The following is an 18,183-nucleotide window of genomic DNA, read 5'->3' as shown; positions in this document are numbered from 1 at the left end:
TTATTGGGTTAGTTGCACCAAATATGCTTTATTTTTCTTTAAAATATAGAAATCTAAATGATTATTCTTTGCAGTTTTTTTTAGCATATCAATCTTATAATCTTTGTTGGTCGCATCAATGATGAGGTTTTTATATTTTATTTCAGGAGCTAATCCTTCTAACTTAAATCTTGTATTACCGCTAATCCAGAGGCTGGAAAATGTACCACTTCCACTCAGTTTTTTATAATTTAAACGTTCATCAGCCACGAGAATCTTATAATGATGAAATACAAGTTGATTATTTTTTAAAATGAAATTCTTAAGCACTGTATCTTTCTTTAAATTAACAAAACAGATGTTATTTATTTGTAGTTGCGTGAGTGCCGGTTTTACAAAAAAGTCATAATTTTTATCAGTAATCTTTAAATCGGTAACCAGAATACTTTCTTTTCCGGTAATAAATGCAGCCGCATAGTTTTTCCTTAACGTAAAGAAAATAATCTTTTGTTGATGGAATGCAGTCAGGTCATCATAAGCAATTAACACCTGATAGCAGGCAAAAGTCAGGAGGGATGAAAATATAAAGTGCTTGTTAAAATTTGCCAGACCATATATAAACAAGCCAAGTGCTAAACTCAATAAAATAAATTCGGGCAGATTGATCCATATTGATGAAAAAGTAGCATAGGGCAAATCAGCAATCCATTTTAATACGGAATTGGTAAAGTTGATGAGCCATTCAAAAACCGGCGCTAAAAAACTAAACCATGGAACCAAAACAGCAATCCCCAGGTACATCATGAGTACCAAGGGTATCGTGATGAAAAGATTCCCGAAAAGAAAATAAAGTGGGAATTGATGGAAATAATAAATACTTAAAGGAAAAGTGACGATTTGTGCAGCTAACGACATGGCGATAAAACTCCACAGCCTGTCGGTCCATTTGTGCTTCATGTAAACCAGGTTATAAATTTTTGGCTGGAGATAAATCAAACCGAAAACAGCAAGATAAGAGAGTTGGAAGCCAACATCCCAGATTAAAAACGGATCATAAAGCAATTGGCAAAATGCAGAGAATGCCAAAATATTATAACTGTTGGTATTTTTGGATAGAACTTTTGCCGTTATTAAAATACTGATCATAATTGCAGAACGCACAACAGAAGGAGATAAGCCTGTTAACAGAGCGTAACCCCATATTAACGTACAGATCAGTATAAGCTTTATAATTTTTAATGAACGCTTTCTGTTCAGAAACATCAGCAGGAAATCTAACACCACATATATAATTGCCACATGTGCACCTGAAACTGATAAAGCATGTATGGTTCCGGTTTTAGTATATGCCGACAAGGTTTCTTTACTTAAATCGGCCCGATAACCCAATATCAATGTAGAAGCCACTGCAAAAGCTTCGTTGCTTTTAATCAGTTTCCGGTATTTTTCTACCTGTTTTTCCCTTAAGCTTAAAGCTTGCATGATAATTGGATTACCGATGTTATATTTGGTTTTAATGAGGTGTTCCTGATCAATAAAAGTCTGATGATAAATATTCTGATGGGAGAGCCAGGCCTTGAAATCAAATTCGGCCGGATTATATGGCGGCTCTATTTCCGCATATTTTGCAGAGATGATGATTTCGTCGCCATACCTTAACTGAATTGGTTTTAGGCTATCTAATCTTAAAGCCACCAGCAATTGCCCTGATAGCCTGAGCTGTTTATTTTTTTGATAACCAGAAATTACCTTTGCTTTAAAACGTATGATATTTCCATTTTGCTGCGGTTCATCTTTTACCCAAATTTTTAAGGAAGTATAATTGCCGCTTCCGAAATAGTTATTTTTAAGTGTCTGATTATTTAATAAACAAAGTAAGCCTCCAAGGTTTAAGAAAAATATAAAGAGTAAAATACCAATTGTTCCTTTGTAGCGATAAATATTTAGCTTTTTATAGATAATATTTAAACTCAAAATGCATGAAAAATTTAGCAAAACTACAATAGACAAAAACTGCAGGCACACTTTTGAAGGAAAAAAATAAAAAATACCTATCCCGATCAGAAAAGGGAATAATATCCTTACAAAAACGTATTCGGCTTTAAACATTCCTTAAAATTGGTAGCGTACCTGAACTTTAACCTCCGATTTTCGATTACCCTTAATCTCGTCCAGGTAAGTGCCTACCGTTTCAACATCCTGATAAATAAACAGACCATAACGTATCCAGATATTTAACTTTTTAGCCAAGTTGTATTTCAGGTTTAAATAAGTCCTAAAACCCTTTCCGCTGTACATACCAAAGCTAAAACTGTATAATACATCATCTTCATACGCGTAGATCCTGCTGTTGTAACTTGGCGTATTGAAATAAGCAAATCTCACATTTCCTGTAATTTTAGAGAATAGGGGAGAATAATCAACGTCCTGATAAATGAGATAACCGAATTCTTTATTGGCATCACCCTTTTTATATTGAGAAACTTCTGCTCGGTTTTGGAAGCTCCAATTTTTATTAAGTAGCCAATTTACTTCAATGCGGTAGCCTTGTTTTTTTACATCATCTAAAAAATTGATGGGTACATCCAGGTCGGTATTCTGCTGTTTCTTTTCCATTTTAAACCGGGCTAAAATTTTAAAGGTTTTGCTGGGCGTGTAAATGGCCTGTCCTAATGCTTCGTAACCTTTAGAGGGTTCATCGACACGGTATTTTAACCATGGGAACTTAAAATAATCACCATAGATTGAAAAAGCCCATTTTTTATTTGGATTAACATTTAAGCCTACATACAAACCTTTTTCATTTACCGCTTCGCTGGATTCGGCTACGGCCTGATTAAAGAAATTATGATAATCTTTTGCGTAATCGCGGTAGGTTAAAGCAGCAGAAACCGCTTTTGATAAACTAATGAGTACTCCATTGATATAAGCAAAGCCACCACCTGAACCTTTGGCCCCTTCGCCATAGAGGTACATATTTTTATAGGTGTAATTATAAAAAAGCCCTAAATTGGTTAATGATTTGCCTGTAAAACTATATTGATCGTAAGCAGCGGTTTGTACCACAAAATCATTCCCATAAGTACTCTGGTAAGCAACTGCACCTATACCAAATTCATTTTTGGTATATTGGAGAACAGCTCCGTATAATTGCTGTTTTAAAACATTTTTATTTTTTATTTCAGAGGGCGTTCGGTGTAATCCTGTCTGATTAATGGTTGATTGAACTAAATTTCCTTCCTTATCCGTCTTTTGGCTTGCATCAAGATTCCTGAAAGATATAAATGGGGTGATATCTATATTTTTGAAAAGGTTAACTGTTGCCGATGCGCCCCTAAAAAAGGAATATTCGTTGGTAGAATTATATGGCCTTAAACCCAGATCTTTTTTTGCTACACTGGTTACATCCGGTCCTTTACCAAAAGAAAAGCCCGACCATAAGGTTAAACCTTGTCCAAATTGTAAAGTATAATCGCCAACGACCAGTTTTTTGACCCTGCCTAATTTAAATAAGGCCACATTGGCCGAGTAAAAATCGAAAGGTTTGTCAATAAATTTTTCACCGGCATCCTTGTCTACTGTGATGCCAGCTGAAAGTATGGTACTATAATTAAACCGATAACGTGTTTGAAATCTTTCCGGAGTGCCCAAATATCGGTTTCCAGGCAAATCTGTAAAGCCTTTTTGCTTTTCTATGTTCTGTGCATAGCGCATCATCAGGTCATTTTCGCCAAGCTTAAAAATGTTTTTGAAATTAAGCTGCTGGTACTCTGGTTGAATGTTTACCGCCACAAAAGGCAATAAATTCTGTACCGTTTTAACATCAAAACCATCAACGCTTTGTAATTCCAGCGCATCAACAAATTGTCCGTTTTCTTTAACATAAGAGAAAAAGTTGCTGATCTGCAAAGGAGATAGGAAGACCAGGCTTTTTAATTCTTCCGGAGAAGTGTAGTTCAGGTCAATCGGATGTTTACGATACCTCATTAACACGTCAACCAATTCAGTCATGTCATAATCATCCGGCAAACTTTCGGTAACACTTTCCAGAATATCGCGGATATCAATTTCCGTTTCGTTGTTCTGCTGTGCATTTGCAATGAATCCTATCATCACAAAAGCGATAATTAAGATCCTAGCGCGCATGTGTAGAAAGATTAGCCAGTAAAAACAGAACTTTAGTGATGGCCACGCAGCCATTGTAGACTAGTTTAAAGCTAGTCTGCAGATTATTCTGGAGAGAAAAATAGTTGAAGGAAAAATCGATCAACAGCAAATACCATATTTTCATAAGCGGAGATTAAGCCAGTTAAAGAAAATAGGGTGATGGTTGATTAATTAAAACTAATGTAGAAATATATTTTAAAAACTACAAAAATAAATAAATATAAAAATACTATTTTGTATGATTAAGCTGTGATTAGTGATATGGGGTATTAAAGCTCGTCGGCAAGGTTAACTAAAAAACCTTTCAGTTTTTCCAATGAATCAATAATTTTCTGGTTTTCTTTCACATCCGATTTATTGTTTTTGAGGTACTCTTTTGCACCCTTTAAAGTAAAACCCTTTTCATCAACCAGATTAAAAATAATTTTCAGGTTTTCTATATCTTCCGGAGTAAAAAGACGGTTGCCTTTTTTGTTTTTCTTAGGCTGAAGGATATCGAATTCTTTTTCGTAAAAACGGATCTGAGATGCGTTTACGTTAAACATTTCAGTCACCTCGCCCATGGTATAATACATTTTATTAATGTCTCTTTCTTTATACGGCATAACTTGTGCTTGATTATGAGTGTTTTATATCGATTAATTAAAGTATTCAAATGTAGCTCGATTTTTCCTTATTAACGCAATAAAATTTTAATTTTGTTGCCTCCAATAATATTGAAATGACAGCAAAAGAGATTAGACAGGCTTTCCTTAGTTTTTTTGAATCGAAACAACATCATGTTGTTCCTTCAGCACCGATTGTGGTTAAAAACGACCCAACATTGATGTTTACCAATGCGGGTATGAACCAATTTAAAGATTTGTTTTTAGGAGAGGCCGCCGTAAAATATTCTCGTGTTGCAGATACGCAACGCTGCCTGCGTGTTTCTGGTAAACATAACGACCTCGAAGAAGTGGGGATTGATACTTACCATCACACCATGTTCGAAATGTTGGGCAACTGGAGTTTTGGCGATTATTTTAAAAAAGAAGCCATTGCCTGGAGCTGGGAATTATTGACGGAGGTTTATAAAATCCCGAAAGAAAAGTTATATGTTACTTATTTCGAAGGTGATGAGAAAGAAGGTTTGGAAAAAGACCAGGAAGCTTATGATCTTTGGAAACAATATGTGGATGAAAGCCACATCTTACCAGGAAATAAAAAGGACAATTTCTGGGAAATGGGCGATACAGGGCCATGCGGACCATGTTCCGAAATCCATGTAGATTGCCGCACCGATGAAGAAAAAGCATTGGTTGATGGTGCTACCCTGGTAAACGCCGATCATCCCCAGGTGATTGAGATCTGGAACAACGTATTTATGCAATTCAATCGTTTAAAAGATGGTTCATTACAAAGTTTACCAGCTAAACATGTTGATACCGGAATGGGTTTTGAACGTTTGGTGCGTGTATTACAGGAAAAAACTTCAAATTACGATACTGATGTTTTCCAGCCAATGATCCAGTTTATTTCTGACAAAGCGGGAATAAAATACGGTGCCGATGAAAAAACAGACATCGCTATGCGGGTAATGGCTGATCATATCCGTGCTATATCGTTTGTCATTGCCGATGGGCAGTTACCTTCAAATAATAAAGCAGGTTATGTAATCCGCAGGATTTTACGTCGTGCCGTACGTTACGCTTACACTTTTTTGAACTTTAAAGAGCCGTTTTTAAACCAATTGGTACCTTTATTGGCAGAGCAGTTTAAAGGGGTATTTGATGAATTGATTTCACAACAGGATTTTGTTCAGAAAGTAGTTTTAGAAGAAGAAGTCTCATTTTTAAGGACTTTATCTATGGGAATCCAGCGTTTTGAGAGATATCAGGCTGCTAATAATGTAGTGGAAGGCGCTTTTGCTTTTGAATTATCAGATACTTTTGGTTTCCCGATCGATTTAACTGAGTTAATGGCAAGAGAAAAAGGCTGGAGTGTTGATTTAACAGGCTATGAGCAAGCTTTGAAAAAACAAAAAGACGATAGCCGCGCCGCAACAGCCATTGATACAGGTGATTGGATTGTGGTTAATACAGAAGATCAAAGCGAATTTGTGGGTTATGATGATTTAGAAATTGAAACCGAGATTTTAAAATACCGTAAAGTTAAAGCCAAAGGTAAAGAACAATATCAGATTGTTTTACGTCAAACACCTTTTTATGCAGAAAGTGGTGGTCAGGTAGGAGATACCGGCCGTTTAGAAGACCATAGCCGTCAATTCTGGGTAGATATTACCGATACTAAAAAGGAAAATGGACTAACGGTTCATTTTACAGATATATTGCCTGATCATTTAGAAGGTAAATTTTGGGCAGTTGTAGATGAAGATAAACGTGTTTTAACGGAAGATAACCACTCGGCAACTCACTTATTGCATGCAGCCCTTAAACAGGTTTTAGGTAAACATGTTAACCAAAAAGGTTCATTGGTAAATGCTGATTACCTGCGTTTCGATTTTTCTCATTTCGCGAAGGTAACTGACGAAGAATTGGCTCAGATTGAAGTGATTGTAAACCAAAAAATCCGCCAGAATATTAAATTAAAGGAGCAAAGAAATGTTCCTTATCAGGATGCTATTGAAAGTGGCGTAACGGCTTTATTTGGTGAAAAATATGGCGATTTTGTCCGCATGATTACTTTTGACGATCATTTCTCTAAAGAACTTTGCGGGGGTACACACGTAAAAGCTACCGGACAGATCGGTTCATTCAAAATTATTTCTGAAAGTGCTGTTGCCGCAGGTGTACGTCGTATTGAGGCCATCACTGCTGATAAAGCAGAACAATATTTCTTGGATCAGAGAAAAGAATTAGGTCATTTAAAAGCATTATTAAACGGAAGTAAGGATTTATCCGCTTCTGTTCAGGCTTTATTGGATGAAAATGCGAAACTGAAAAAGGAAATCGAAAAATCGACAATAGAACGCGTAAATACCTTAAAACATGAAATTGTACATCATGTAAGGGGAATTAACGGAATCAACTTAATTGCAAAACACATTGATCTGCAAAGTGCTGAGGCTGTTAAAAACCTGGCTTTTTCTCTAAAAGACATGATCGACAACCTATTCCTTGTCTTTACTACTGAGATTGATGGTAAGCCAGGCATAACTGTAATGCTTGCTGATCATTTGGTTAAAAAAGGATTAAACGCTTCAAATATTGTCCGCGAATTGGGTAAAGAAATTCAGGGCGGCGGCGGTGGACAACCTTTTTATGCTACCGCAGGGGGTAAAAATCCGGCAGGGTTAAAAGTCGTTCTGGAAAAAGCAGAAAGTTTTATTCCACATAATTAATGATCACTGAAATAAATCAAATGTGTTTAAAATAAAAAAGAGGCCCTAAAGCCTCTTTTTTATTTTAATGTCTGCCATGTTTTTCTCGGTGTCCTCTGGAGAATAAACTTGAATTTACCCTTCTGTCGTGATGCCTGTTATCTACATGATAAGATCTATAATTATTTCTTGGTGCGCGGTATCTGATCCTATCACCGCCTCCATAAGATGAGCGATAGTAATTGGTTCTGCTCGCGTAAGTAACCCTATGCGAATTATAGTTGCGGTAGGGGCTGTTGCCATACATTACAATTTTTCGTCCGTGATGTAAATCATAACCTCTGTATCTGGCCGGCAAGTACCTCGAACGTGTCCACCTGTTTCCGTTCAAATAAACAAATTGTCTTTGCGGAACATAATAATAGGATTGTACTTCTGGAAGATAATAATAATCAACGCTCTGATAGCCTGCAGGAACCCAGGCAGGTTGTGCGCCAATATTTAAATTAATACTTACCTGAGCGTTAGATTGATTAGATGTTAAAGCCACGATACCTAAAATCGCGGAGATGATGAATAGCTTTTTCATAATAATCTATTTTATTTGTGTGTACTTCAGTAATTCAAACGCTGTGCCAAAACTTCTATTGTAACAGAGATATGAAAAAAGGGAGTACCTCCCGGCACTCCCTTCTCAAAACTAAATATTAATTTAATGGCGTTCGTTCCCACGACCTTCTCCACGGTTTCTTTCAGGGCGGTTATTTTTATTATCGTTACGTTGTGGGCGACCGTTTTGAGCGGGTCTTGTAACATTTCTTTCCACTACACGGGTAGGACGGTTGTTATTACGTACTACAACTGTAGGCCTTTGATTATAATTTGGATGTCCTTTTACAACATAGTACTTAGTATCTCTACTATCCCTAATAATGGTTTGACGGCCACCATAGTTTTTATATTTACTATATCTGGTTACATATATGTTATTTCTCAAATAGGGTTTAGGCTCATTAATTACCACTTTATAAGCGCGGTATAAATCAAAGTTTCCATATTGTGCAGGTAAACTGTTTGTCCAAACCCAGCGACCACCGTTGGCATAGATGTATTGGCCAGAAGGCACATAATAATAAGCATCTATATCAGGGAAATAATAATAATCTACATGATCATAACCTGTTGGGCCCCAAACTGGTTGCGAACCGATATTGATATTTAAGCTAACCTGGGCTTTTGCACTATTTATGCCGGATAATGAAACCATCAAAACTGCGGCAAATAAAACTAACTTTTTCATACGTTTTTTTAATTAAAGGTTTCTTGTGTGTGTTTAATTACTGAAATAGACATCTCCATTACAGCGTAGTTTAATTGCGGCAATCTCTTTTAACATTCTTTAACTATATTTGCCTGCATAATACATTTAAAGGCATCATTTTTATATGAGTTTAGGAACATCCGAAAACAATTACGAACTCGTTTCAGGACTGGAAATACACGTTCAGTTAAATACAAACACTAAAATATTTTCTGCTGATAGTGCATCTTTCGGGGCTTTGCCTAATCAAAATATATCAACTGTTTCACTAGCCTTGCCTGGTGCATTACCTAAGCTTAATAAAGAAGTGGTAGCAAAAGCCATCCGTATTGGTCTGGCTTTAAATTGCAACATCAACCAGGTTAACCATTTCGATAGAAAAAATTATTTCTATGCCGATCTGCCAAAAGGCTATCAGATTACACAGGACAATCAGCCGATATGTATAAATGGCTTTTTGGAACTTCAGCTTGCTGATGGTTCTACAAAAAAGATCGGTATTAACCGGATCCATTTAGAAGAAGATGCTGGTAAAAGCATCCACGATCAGGATGATAACTATTCGCTGGTTGATTTAAACCGTGCCGGTGTACCTTTGATTGAGATTGTAACCGAGCCAGATATCCGCAGTTCGGAAGAAGCTTCGGTATTACTGAGCGAAATCAGGAAACTGGTAAGGCATTTAAATGTGAGTGATGGCAACATGGAAGAGGGCAGTTTGCGTTGCGATGCCAATATTTCAATACGTCCGCAGGGTACTACTGAGTTTGGCACCCGCTGCGAAGTAAAAAACCTAAACTCAATGCGCAACGTACGTAGGGCTATGGATTTTGAATTTGGCCGTCAGGTAGAGGTGATCAATAATGGTGGACGGATTATCCAGAGTACCTTGAATTTTGATGCTGATAAAGGCACTACTTCTCCAATGCGTACGAAAGAAGAAGCCAACGATTACCGTTATTTTTCTGATCCTGATTTACAGCCTATTCATATTTCGGATGAATGGCTGGCAGAGATCAAATCGTTAATGCCGGCTCTGCCAAATGAAATTTCCAAGCAAATGATTGCTGAATTTGGAATCAGCAAGGCCGATGCAGCATTATTTGCAGAGGATTTGGATCTGCTAAATTACTTTAACGAAGCGCAATCTCTTGTAAACAATAAAAAAAGCCTGATCAACTGGTTAATTGGTCCAATAAGGGCTGTTTTAAATGAAAAAGGAATTGCCATCACTGATTTTAATGTAAATCCTCCACAATTGGCTGAGGCAATTAACCTGGTTGATGATAAAAAAATTACCCAGCAAATTGCTATTCAACAATTATTACCTGCTTTAGAACAGCAGGGCAATACAAATGTTACTGATCTTGCTCAATCATTGAACTTGCTTATTTCTGAAAATGGAGATGAATTGAGTGGTTTTATTGATGAAGTGTTAAATAAATATCCACAACAGGTAGATGCATATAAGAAAGGTAAAAAAGGCGTTTTAGGTTTATTTGTTGGCGATGTAATGAAACTAGCTAAAGGTAAAGCCGATGCTAAAAAATTAAATGAATTAATACTTGAAAAACTGAAATAATGAGACTAAAAGAATTGAGCCTGATCATGCTGATCGCGATTGCCTTCACTGCATGTAAACCAAAAGACAGCTTTACCATTGATGGAACTTTCAAAAATCCCGGAACGGAGAAGAAAGTGTTTTTATATGGCATGCAAAACAGCAATATGGTTGCAATTGATTCGACCAATTTATCTGAAAAGGGAGAATTTAAGTTTACACGTAAAACTCCATCAGTTGATTTTTTCAGGGTATCGTTAGGTAACCATGAATTTATGCTGATTGCAAAAAATGGTGACGACATTAAACTTGAAGCTGATATAGCAGATAAAACGATGGCTTACAAAATTTCGGGCGCAAATGAGGTAGATAAACTATCAGAATTAAATGGCATTAGAAACAATTTTGCAAAGCAAGTAGAAAAATTGCAGGCAGATTTTGAAGCAAAAGTAGCAACTCAACCACAAAATAGAGCTGCTGTGTTAGAATCGATGAAGCCACAGTACGAATCTTATATCAATCAGCTAAATACACAGATCATTAAATTTGCGAAAGATAATAAAGGAACACTTGCAAGTTTTTATGCGATGAATACTTTAAGTCCACAGGAGTTTGAAGCCGAACTGGTGCAGTTTGCAGATGAAGTTAAAGAAGAAATAAAAGGTAATGCCACAGTTGATGCTTTTGTAAAGCAGATGGCTTTATTAAAGGCTGTTCAGGTAGGTCAGGTTGCGCCTGCGTTCACTATTAATACTGCAGATAATAAACCAGTAAGTTTATCAGATTATAAAGGAAAATATGTGCTGATCGATTTTTGGGCTTCGTGGTGCCAGCCTTGCCGTCAGGAAAACCCTAACGTAGTTAAAGTTTACAATAAATACAAAAGCAAAAACTTCGATATCATTGGTGTTTCGCTGGATACCGACAAAGCAGCGTGGTTAGGTGCGGTAAAAGCAGACGGATTAACCTGGACACATGTTTCGGAATTGAAAGATTTTAATGGCGAAACGGTTAAAAAATATCAGGTACAAGCCATCCCAACTTCTTACCTGGTTGATCCATCAGGAAAAATTGTAGCAAAAAACCTGCGTGGCGACGAATTGGAAGCGTTTTTAGCTAAAACGTTACGTTAAAACAAATTCCATGTTAAACTAATTTAAGTAATTAACAATTTCTTAACTTAGGCTTAACTAAATATTGCATCATAGACACTACTTTCGTAACAAATATTTAACTATGAACAACGCAGGTCAGAAAATATTAATTGTTGATGATGAAACAGATATTCTGGAGCTTATTGAATATAACCTAAAAAAAGAAGGTTATCAGGTTTTCACAGCTACCAATGGCCAGGAAGGAATTACTGTTGCGAAAAAGGTTCATCCGGATTTAATAATCCTGGATATTATGATGCCTAAAATGGATGGGATTGAGGCTTGCCGTTTAATGCGTGCAATTCCTGAATTTAAGAACACTTTTATGGTTTTCTTAACTGCCAGAAGTGAGGAATATTCTGAAATAGCAGGTTTTAATGTTGGTGCGGATGATTATATCGCAAAACCAATTAAACCACGCGCTTTGGTTAGCCGCATTAATGCGATATTAAGAAGAAACACCGGAACAGAAGAAGTATCTGAAAATAAACTGGAAATCGGCGATTTAGTAATCGACCGCGAAGCTTACCTGGTTTTTCAAAGCGGAAATAAAGTAGTATTGGCTAAAAAAGAATTCGAACTGTTGTACCTGCTGGCTTCAAAACCTGGAAAGGTTTATACCCGTGAATCGATCCTTAAAAATATTTGGGAAGATTCGGTAGTGGTAACCAACCGGACCATTGATGTTCACATCCGTAAACTAAGGGAAAAATTGGGCGAAACTTATGTATCTACTGTAAAAGGAGTAGGTTATAAGTTTGAGTTGTCTTAATTTTTTTACCACAGATAAACACAGATTAACACAGATTTTTTCTGGTGCTTAATCTGTGTTTTTTTTATGCTGTCATTCTGAGGTACGAAGAATCTCTTACATTTTAGCTCTGCCGCTAAAATACCGCTGCTTTTTTCCGATGCTTTTATTTTACAACACATTCTATGTCTTGAAGATTCTTCACTGCATTCAGAATGACAAAATGCGCCAGGAAGACGGCACTCAAGTCAAAACCGTCATGCTATCGCGGATCTTTCCCTTTCCGTATCTGTGTTCATCCTTTTTATCTTTGGTTAATTTCTGAACCAATAAAAAATAAAATCGTATTTTTGCGCTTCATTAATTACACACAGTTTGAAGTTTCCTAATTTTAAAGACCTTATTCTTTTCGAAGACAACGATTTTATTGTTATCAATAAACCTCCATTTTTAGCCTCGCTCGATGAACGTGGTGGGTCTGGAGAAACCAATGTATTGCGCTTAGCGAAACAATACAGTGATGATGCACAGGTTTGTCACCGTTTGGATAAAGAAACTTCTGGCGCTTTAATTATTGCAAAAAATCCTGAAGGCTATCGTCATGCTTCCATGCAATTTGAAAGAAGAAAGGTTAATAAAACCTACCATGCAGTGGTAGATGGTCATGTAATTTTTGATCAGTTAACGGTTGATCTTCCAATCTTAAATGATGGCAATAAAAATGTAACCATTGATAGGGCAGAAGGTAAAAGAGCAGAAACCATTTTCGACTCCTTAAAATATTACAAACATTATACTTTGGTAGAGTGTAAGCCTATAACCGGCCGGATGCACCAGATCCGAATTCACCTGGCTACGCAAAGGGCCGCCATTGTTGGTGATGATATGTACAAAGGAAAACCAGTTTTTCTTTCCTCAATTAAGAGAGGTTATAAATTAACCAAAGGCGAAGAGGAGCAACCCATTATGAAACGCTTTGCTTTACATGCCCGTCATTTGGTTTTTAAAGGATTAGATGATCAGGATATAATAATCGACGCACCGTACCCAAAAGATTTTGCTACCCTAATTAAGCTATTGGATAAATTTGATGCATAAAAGAAGCCTTTAAATTGGCTTATCGCTTTGTTTTTGTTACTTTTGGGTTATTCGCCCTCTATTAAAAAACAATAGAATGTACATCAGATTTGTAAATTACCTTGATAAGATAAACCAGTACCGAAAATCTAAAATATCAAACCGTAATTTCTTAATTATCCTTGCTGTAATTGTCGGGATTTTAGCCGGATTGGCTGCCGCAGTTTTAAAGAGTTTAACCCACCACATCGAAGAATTTCTTCAGTCTGATTGGCATTGGAAATATAAATACTACCTGTATTTCATTTTTCCAATGATTGGTATCTTTTTAACTGTTTTGTACATTAAATACTTTATACGCAAAACAAAATTCGAAACTGGCTTAACACCGCTCCTTTATGCCATTTCAAAAAAATCGAGTAAGGTAGAAGCCCATAATATTTATTCGCAGATCATAACGGCAGCCGTTACCGTTGGTTTCGGTGGATCGACGGGATTGGAAGCGCCAATTGTTACCAGTGGATCGGCAATAGGCTCAAACCTTGGTCGTTTATTGGGCTTATCTTATCGGGAAATTACCATGCTGGTAGCATGTGGTGCTGCGGCAGGTATAGCAGGTGCATTTAATAGCCCTGTGGCCGGGATTGTTTTCGCCATCGAAATTTTATTGCCAGAATTTACCATTCCAGCCTTTATACCGCTTTTATTATCAGCCGCAACAGCTGCAGTAGTGGCGAGGTTATTTTACACCCAACAGCTTTTCTTTTTAGTTACAGAAGGTTGGAAAGTAAACGCTTTATTCTATTATGTAATATTGGCCTGTTTTATTGGTTTATTCTCAATTTATTTTACCAAAGCCAATTATGCTGTAAAAGGATTATTCTACAAAATAAAACATCCTTATACTAAGGTTATTGTAGGCGGTTTAATGCTTGGTGCTTTGGTTTTCCTATTTCCAACATTGTATGGTGAGGGATACATCACAATAAAAGGCTTGCTAAAAGGTGACTATCATACGGTAATCAACAATAGTATTTTTGCTGATTATAACTCTATTTCAGCTGTGGTTATACTATTTACAGTAGTCACCATTTTTATGAAATCGATCGCTACACTGGTTACTTTAGGCGCGGGCGGTAATGGTGGAACGTTTGCACCCAGTTTAATTATGGGTGGTTTAATCGGGTTTATTTTTGCTTATGTGGTAAACCTCTCGGGGATAGCTCAGTTAAACGTATCTAATTTTATTGTAGCTGGTATGGCTGCGGCTTTAGGTTCCATTATGCACGCCCCTTTAACGGGTATTTTTCTGATTGCCGAAATTACTGGTGGCTATATTTTAATGGTGCCATTGATGATTACCACTGCAATTTCTTACGCCATTAACCGAAGCTCGCAAAAACACTCCATTTATACCAAAGCTCTGGCCGATAAAGGAGAATTATTATCCCATGAAGATAAGGATACCACGGTTTTAAACCAGATGAAACTGAAATACCTGATCGAGAAAAGTTATCCTCAGTTACAGATGAATGACCTGATTTCGGTTAAAATGAATGAAATTTTGCAATCGCATAAAAATATTTGCGCGGTTACCGATGAATTGGGTGATTTTAAAGGTATTATCTATATTGAAGAGCTGTTTAATGAGATGATCAATCATCCGGATAAAGGAAACTTAATGGCTGCTCATTTGGTTCAGCCTGCACCAAATACGATTACAGAAAATGATGATCTTAAAATGGTACTGGAGAAAATGGAACAGGATAATGTATGGATTTTACCAGTATTAACCGCGCAGAACCAATATTTGGGTTTTGTTTCTAAAACAGCAATCTTTAATAAATACAGGGCATTGCTGATGAGGCAGAATGATTATATGGGGTAAGAAGGGTTGGAATGTTGAATATTGTAAAGTTGAAATGTTGTGTTATAACGTTTAATCTAGCTCGGAAATCCTTGCAACCTTCAACCTTTAAAACATCTCAGCTAAAATAAAAAAGGTTGGAATGTTGTCCGGAGAACCTTTAAACATTCTAACCTTCAAACTTTTCAACTTATTCCGCTCTCTTTAAGCCGAATTTCTCTATTTTACTGTATAAGTGACTTCTTTGAATATCAATTTCATCAGCAGTTTTTGATACGTTCCAATTGTTTTTTTCCAGTTTAAATTTGATAAATTCACGCTCTGCGTGGTCTTTATAATCCTGGAAATTATTAAATGAATCAAAAGAAGAGGTTAATGCAGAACCACCTGCTCCGGCAATCTGCGCACTGGTTGCAGCACCAATATTTGTTCCGCCGCCTGGGTTGGCAAATGCACGTACATCATTTTCGGTAATTACCTTATCGCTCAATATGATCAATCGCTCAATCATATTGTGCAATTCACGTACGTTACCTGTCCATGGTAAAGCCTGTAATGCGGCCATTCCACCATCATTTATTTTCTTAACCGGCATTCCATAATCGCTGCAAATACTCTCTAAAAAGTTCTGTGCAATTACAGGAATATCATCCGTACGTTCTGTTAAATGCGGAACATGGATATTGATTACATTTAACCGGTGGTACAAATCCATACGGAAATTACCATCTTCAATTTCTTTTAATAAATCTTTATTGGTCGCCGCTAAAACACGCACATTTACTTCAATTTCTTTTTCACCACCTACACGCGAAATTTTATGTTCCTGTAAGGCACGTAAAACTTTTGCCTGGGCTGACAGGCTCATGTCGCCAATTTCATCCAAAAATAAAGTTCCACCATTTGCCAGTTCAAATTTACCGATACGCTGTTTAACAGCTGAGGTAAATGAACCTTTTTCGTGGCCAAATAATTCACTTTCAATTAGTTCTGAAGGGATTGCCGCACAATTTACTTCAATTAAAGGGCTATCGGCACGGTTCGATTTTTCGTGTAACCAACGGGCTACCAATTCTTTACCGCTACCATTAGCTCCGGTAATTAATACCCGGGCTTCAGTAGGAGCAACACGTTCTATGGTTTCCTTAATTTTAGAAATGCTTTCTGATTCGCCTAAAATTTCGCGGGTTTTGCTGGCTTTACGTTTTAAAACCTTTGTTTCAGTAACTAAATTCCCACGGTCTAAACCATTTCGTACGGTGATCAGCAAACGGTTTAAATCTGGTGGTTTCGAAATAAAGTCGAAAGCTCCTTTTTTACTGGCTTCGATGGCGGTTTCAACTGTTCCATGACCGGAAATCATAATGAAAGGCAGATCAGGCTTAATAATCTGTGCCTGTTCCAGCACTTCCATCCCGTCCATTTTATTCATCTTGATATCGCAAAGTACCAGATCGAAATTTCCTTTTTTGATCATTTCGAGTCCATCAATACCGTTATCGGTATCTTCAACATCGTAATTTTCATATTCCAGAATTTCGCGTAAGGTACTCCTTATCGCACGTTCATCGTCAATTATTAATAGTTTAGCCATTAGAGATGTATTCTTTTATTTCAGATGCGAATATATTATTTTTTAATTAATGTATAGTTTTTTATACAATTTATAGGCTATAAACCATTAAGTAGGGGAAAGGTTTTAATGATTATAATCCATTTTAAATTTGCTCAGATCTGGTTTATGTTTTCTGGTTCTTTTTAACTCCAGATCGTATATGGTACGGCCAAGGTTTTTCATAAAAGGAAAGCAAACCGCATCATATTCGTATTTATTATCATTGAAAATGCCATCTTCATTACTTTGCACCACTGCGGTTAAGAAATATTCTATTCCATTTTTAAAATCGACGAAATAAGAATTGTCGATGATATAACCATAACTGTCGCCATATTTATTAAAAATTCTGATGTTTGGATCCGGTGTTACCTGCTCGCGTCCATAATAAAGCATTTTTGCATAGGTAGGCCAAAATTCTTTAGGATTATACTTAGGAAAATCGCTTTCTGTTGGATATTTGCTCATATAGGTATAAATCAGCTTATAATCATCTGCAGTAAGGTTAAATCTTTCTTTAACTGCGAAAGCTTCCGGGAAAATCAGTTTCTGCATTAACTTTTGTTGATCGTTTATGGCGAATGCATTTTTTCCTGCCAAACTGAATGGTTTATTCACCAGTTTATCGGTGCTGTCCATATAACCTTTACCCATAACAAGGTTGCTTAATTGCAGTTCATATTCTTTTGGATCATATTGTGCCGGTTGATCGTATATTAACTTATCGTTATTATAAAATTTAATGAGGTTAGTGTGTTTTGCCGATTCGCCGGCATCGCCAATGGCCAAACGGTTCAAGATCCTGCTATCGTTTAAACCATTTGTTTTTAGTTTTTCGTTAATCTCTGCCCGGCCAATAAATTCAAACAAACGGTTAAATGCATCGTTATCGCTGGTAAGCAGGATCTTTTTAACATAATGCTCAATAGAAGGTAAACCGTTTTTAGCACTGCTGTCTTTTAAAACTTTGGTCTGTCCTTTATAGGTGCTGTCGGTAATCATGGTACTTTTAACGGTCAGGCCAGTACCTTTTAACCGGTTTACCTTTTCTAAGGCGAAAATTACCGCAGCAAGCTTAACCGTGCTGGCAGGATAAAAATAGTGATGCGGATCTAATTGATAACTGAAGGTTTTAAATGTGGGGTTATTCCTCGCATCGCGGTTTACCTGAGTATAAAGAATCTGCACCTGGTTATGATCCGGATGATTGAGCACAGCAGAAAAAAGTTCAGGTTTGCTTTCCATCAATTTTTTCAGGAAAACGGTATCGGTTTTTTGCGCCATAACAGATAAGCTGATCAAAGAAAATGCAATAATTAAAATCCCTTTCATGGTTGAAAATTTGTTTCCTAATTTAGCTTTTTCTGTTATA

General features: G+C 36.7%; 13 protein-coding genes. 6 read left to right on the top strand and 7 right to left on the bottom strand.

Going from position 1 to position 18,183, the window contains the following annotated elements; all coding sequences use genetic code 11:
- From U859_RS0126340 to U859_RS0126330, 3 genes are all read right to left on the bottom strand, one after another.
- Positions 1-2,088, bottom strand: coding sequence for a ComEC/Rec2 family competence protein (locus U859_RS0126340; protein ID WP_025146234.1), 2,088 nt, complete (start codon positions 2,086-2,088; stop codon positions 1-3).
- A gap of 3 nt (positions 2,089-2,091) precedes the next feature.
- Positions 2,092-4,092 (bottom strand): helix-hairpin-helix domain-containing protein, encoded by a 2,001-nt coding sequence (locus U859_RS0126335; protein WP_240183101.1) that lies wholly within the window; start codon positions 4,090-4,092, stop codon positions 2,092-2,094.
- Between the two features lie 323 nt (positions 4,093-4,415).
- Complete coding sequence (locus tag U859_RS0126330; protein WP_025146232.1) at positions 4,416-4,751, bottom strand: MerR family transcriptional regulator; 336 nt, start codon at positions 4,749-4,751, stop codon at positions 4,416-4,418.
- A 116-nt stretch (positions 4,752-4,867) separates the two neighbouring features.
- On the opposite strand from U859_RS0126330, the gene alaS reads away from it, so the two are divergent.
- Positions 4,868-7,486 (top strand): alanine--tRNA ligase, encoded by a 2,619-nt coding sequence (gene alaS, locus U859_RS0126325; RefSeq protein WP_025146231.1) that lies wholly within the window; start codon positions 4,868-4,870, stop codon positions 7,484-7,486.
- A gap of 64 nt (positions 7,487-7,550) precedes the next feature.
- On the opposite strand, the gene U859_RS31395 is transcribed toward alaS, so the two are convergent.
- Together U859_RS31395 and U859_RS31390 are read right to left on the bottom strand one after the other, a co-directional pair.
- Positions 7,551-8,054 (bottom strand): hypothetical protein, encoded by a 504-nt coding sequence (locus tag U859_RS31395; protein WP_025146230.1) that lies wholly within the window; start codon positions 8,052-8,054, stop codon positions 7,551-7,553.
- 123 nt (positions 8,055-8,177) lie between these two features.
- The gene (locus tag U859_RS31390; RefSeq protein WP_025146229.1) at positions 8,178-8,765 is read right to left on the bottom strand and encodes a hypothetical protein; all 588 of its coding nucleotides are present in this window, start codon (positions 8,763-8,765) and stop codon (positions 8,178-8,180) included.
- A 145-nt stretch (positions 8,766-8,910) separates the two neighbouring features.
- Between U859_RS31390 and gatB the strand changes: the two genes are divergently transcribed.
- From gatB to U859_RS0126290, 5 genes are all read left to right on the top strand, one after another.
- Positions 8,911-10,368 (top strand): Asp-tRNA(Asn)/Glu-tRNA(Gln) amidotransferase subunit GatB, encoded by a 1,458-nt coding sequence (gene gatB / locus U859_RS0126310; RefSeq protein WP_025146228.1) that lies wholly within the window; start codon positions 8,911-8,913, stop codon positions 10,366-10,368.
- Positions 10,368-11,480: a TlpA disulfide reductase family protein gene (locus U859_RS0126305; RefSeq protein ID WP_025146227.1), complete on the top strand. Its 1,113-nt coding sequence runs from the start codon at positions 10,368-10,370 to the stop codon at positions 11,478-11,480. The genes gatB and U859_RS0126305 overlap by 1 nt, the downstream gene beginning before the upstream one ends.
- Before the next feature lie 103 nt (positions 11,481-11,583).
- Positions 11,584-12,273 carry a response regulator transcription factor gene (locus U859_RS0126300; RefSeq protein ID WP_025146226.1) on the top strand — a complete coding sequence of 230 codons (690 nt, stop codon included), beginning with the start codon at positions 11,584-11,586 and terminating at the stop codon, positions 12,271-12,273.
- Between the two features lie 354 nt (positions 12,274-12,627).
- Positions 12,628-13,350, top strand: coding sequence for an RluA family pseudouridine synthase (locus U859_RS0126295; RefSeq protein ID WP_025146225.1), 723 nt, complete (start codon positions 12,628-12,630; stop codon positions 13,348-13,350).
- A gap of 76 nt (positions 13,351-13,426) precedes the next feature.
- Positions 13,427-15,217: a chloride channel protein gene (locus tag U859_RS0126290; RefSeq protein WP_025146224.1), complete on the top strand. Its 1,791-nt coding sequence runs from the start codon at positions 13,427-13,429 to the stop codon at positions 15,215-15,217.
- A 169-nt stretch (positions 15,218-15,386) separates the two neighbouring features.
- On the opposite strand, the gene U859_RS0126285 is transcribed toward U859_RS0126290, so the two are convergent.
- Together U859_RS0126285 and U859_RS0126280 are read right to left on the bottom strand one after the other, a co-directional pair.
- Positions 15,387-16,790, bottom strand: coding sequence for a sigma-54-dependent transcriptional regulator (locus tag U859_RS0126285; RefSeq protein WP_025146223.1), 1,404 nt, complete (start codon positions 16,788-16,790; stop codon positions 15,387-15,389).
- Between the two features lie 105 nt (positions 16,791-16,895).
- Positions 16,896-18,143, bottom strand: a complete 1,248-nt coding sequence (locus U859_RS0126280; protein ID WP_025146222.1) for a serine hydrolase — start codon at positions 18,141-18,143, stop codon at positions 16,896-16,898.
- Positions 18,144-18,183: the final 40 nt, after the last annotated feature.

It is taken from the genome of Pedobacter jeongneungensis (assembly GCF_000633455.1).
In the GTDB taxonomy this organism is placed as follows: domain Bacteria; phylum Bacteroidota; class Bacteroidia; order Sphingobacteriales; family Sphingobacteriaceae; genus Pedobacter; species Pedobacter jeongneungensis_A.
The sequence above is the reverse complement of the archived record's forward strand: the minus strand, read 5'-3'. Positions and strand labels throughout refer to the sequence as shown.

Excerpts from the sequence above, each read along its gene's own strand:
- U859_RS0126280 (WP_025146222.1), bottom strand. The coding sequence starts at position 18,143 with ATGAAAGGGATTTTAATTATTGCATTTTCTTTGATCAGCTTATCTGTT.
- U859_RS31390 (WP_025146229.1), bottom strand. The coding sequence starts at position 8,765 with ATGAAAAAGTTAGTTTTATTTGCCGCAGTTTTGATGGTTTCATTATCC.
- U859_RS0126330 (WP_025146232.1), bottom strand. The coding sequence starts at position 4,751 with ATGCCGTATAAAGAAAGAGACATTAATAAAATGTATTATACCATGGGC.
- alaS (WP_025146231.1), top strand. The coding sequence starts at position 4,868 with ATGACAGCAAAAGAGATTAGACAGGCTTTCCTTAGTTTTTTTGAATCG.
- U859_RS0126335 (WP_240183101.1), bottom strand. The coding sequence starts at position 4,092 with ATGATAGGATTCATTGCAAATGCACAGCAGAACAACGAAACGGAAATT.
- U859_RS0126305 (WP_025146227.1), top strand. The coding sequence starts at position 10,368 with ATGAGACTAAAAGAATTGAGCCTGATCATGCTGATCGCGATTGCCTTC.
- U859_RS0126290 (WP_025146224.1), top strand. The coding sequence starts at position 13,427 with ATGTACATCAGATTTGTAAATTACCTTGATAAGATAAACCAGTACCGA.
- U859_RS0126285 (WP_025146223.1), bottom strand. The coding sequence starts at position 16,790 with ATGGCTAAACTATTAATAATTGACGATGAACGTGCGATAAGGAGTACC.
- U859_RS31395 (WP_025146230.1), bottom strand. The coding sequence starts at position 8,054 with ATGAAAAAGCTATTCATCATCTCCGCGATTTTAGGTATCGTGGCTTTA.
- U859_RS0126300 (WP_025146226.1), top strand. The coding sequence starts at position 11,584 with ATGAACAACGCAGGTCAGAAAATATTAATTGTTGATGATGAAACAGAT.
- gatB (WP_025146228.1), top strand. The coding sequence starts at position 8,911 with ATGAGTTTAGGAACATCCGAAAACAATTACGAACTCGTTTCAGGACTG.
- U859_RS0126340 (WP_025146234.1), bottom strand. The coding sequence starts at position 2,088 with ATGTTTAAAGCCGAATACGTTTTTGTAAGGATATTATTCCCTTTTCTG.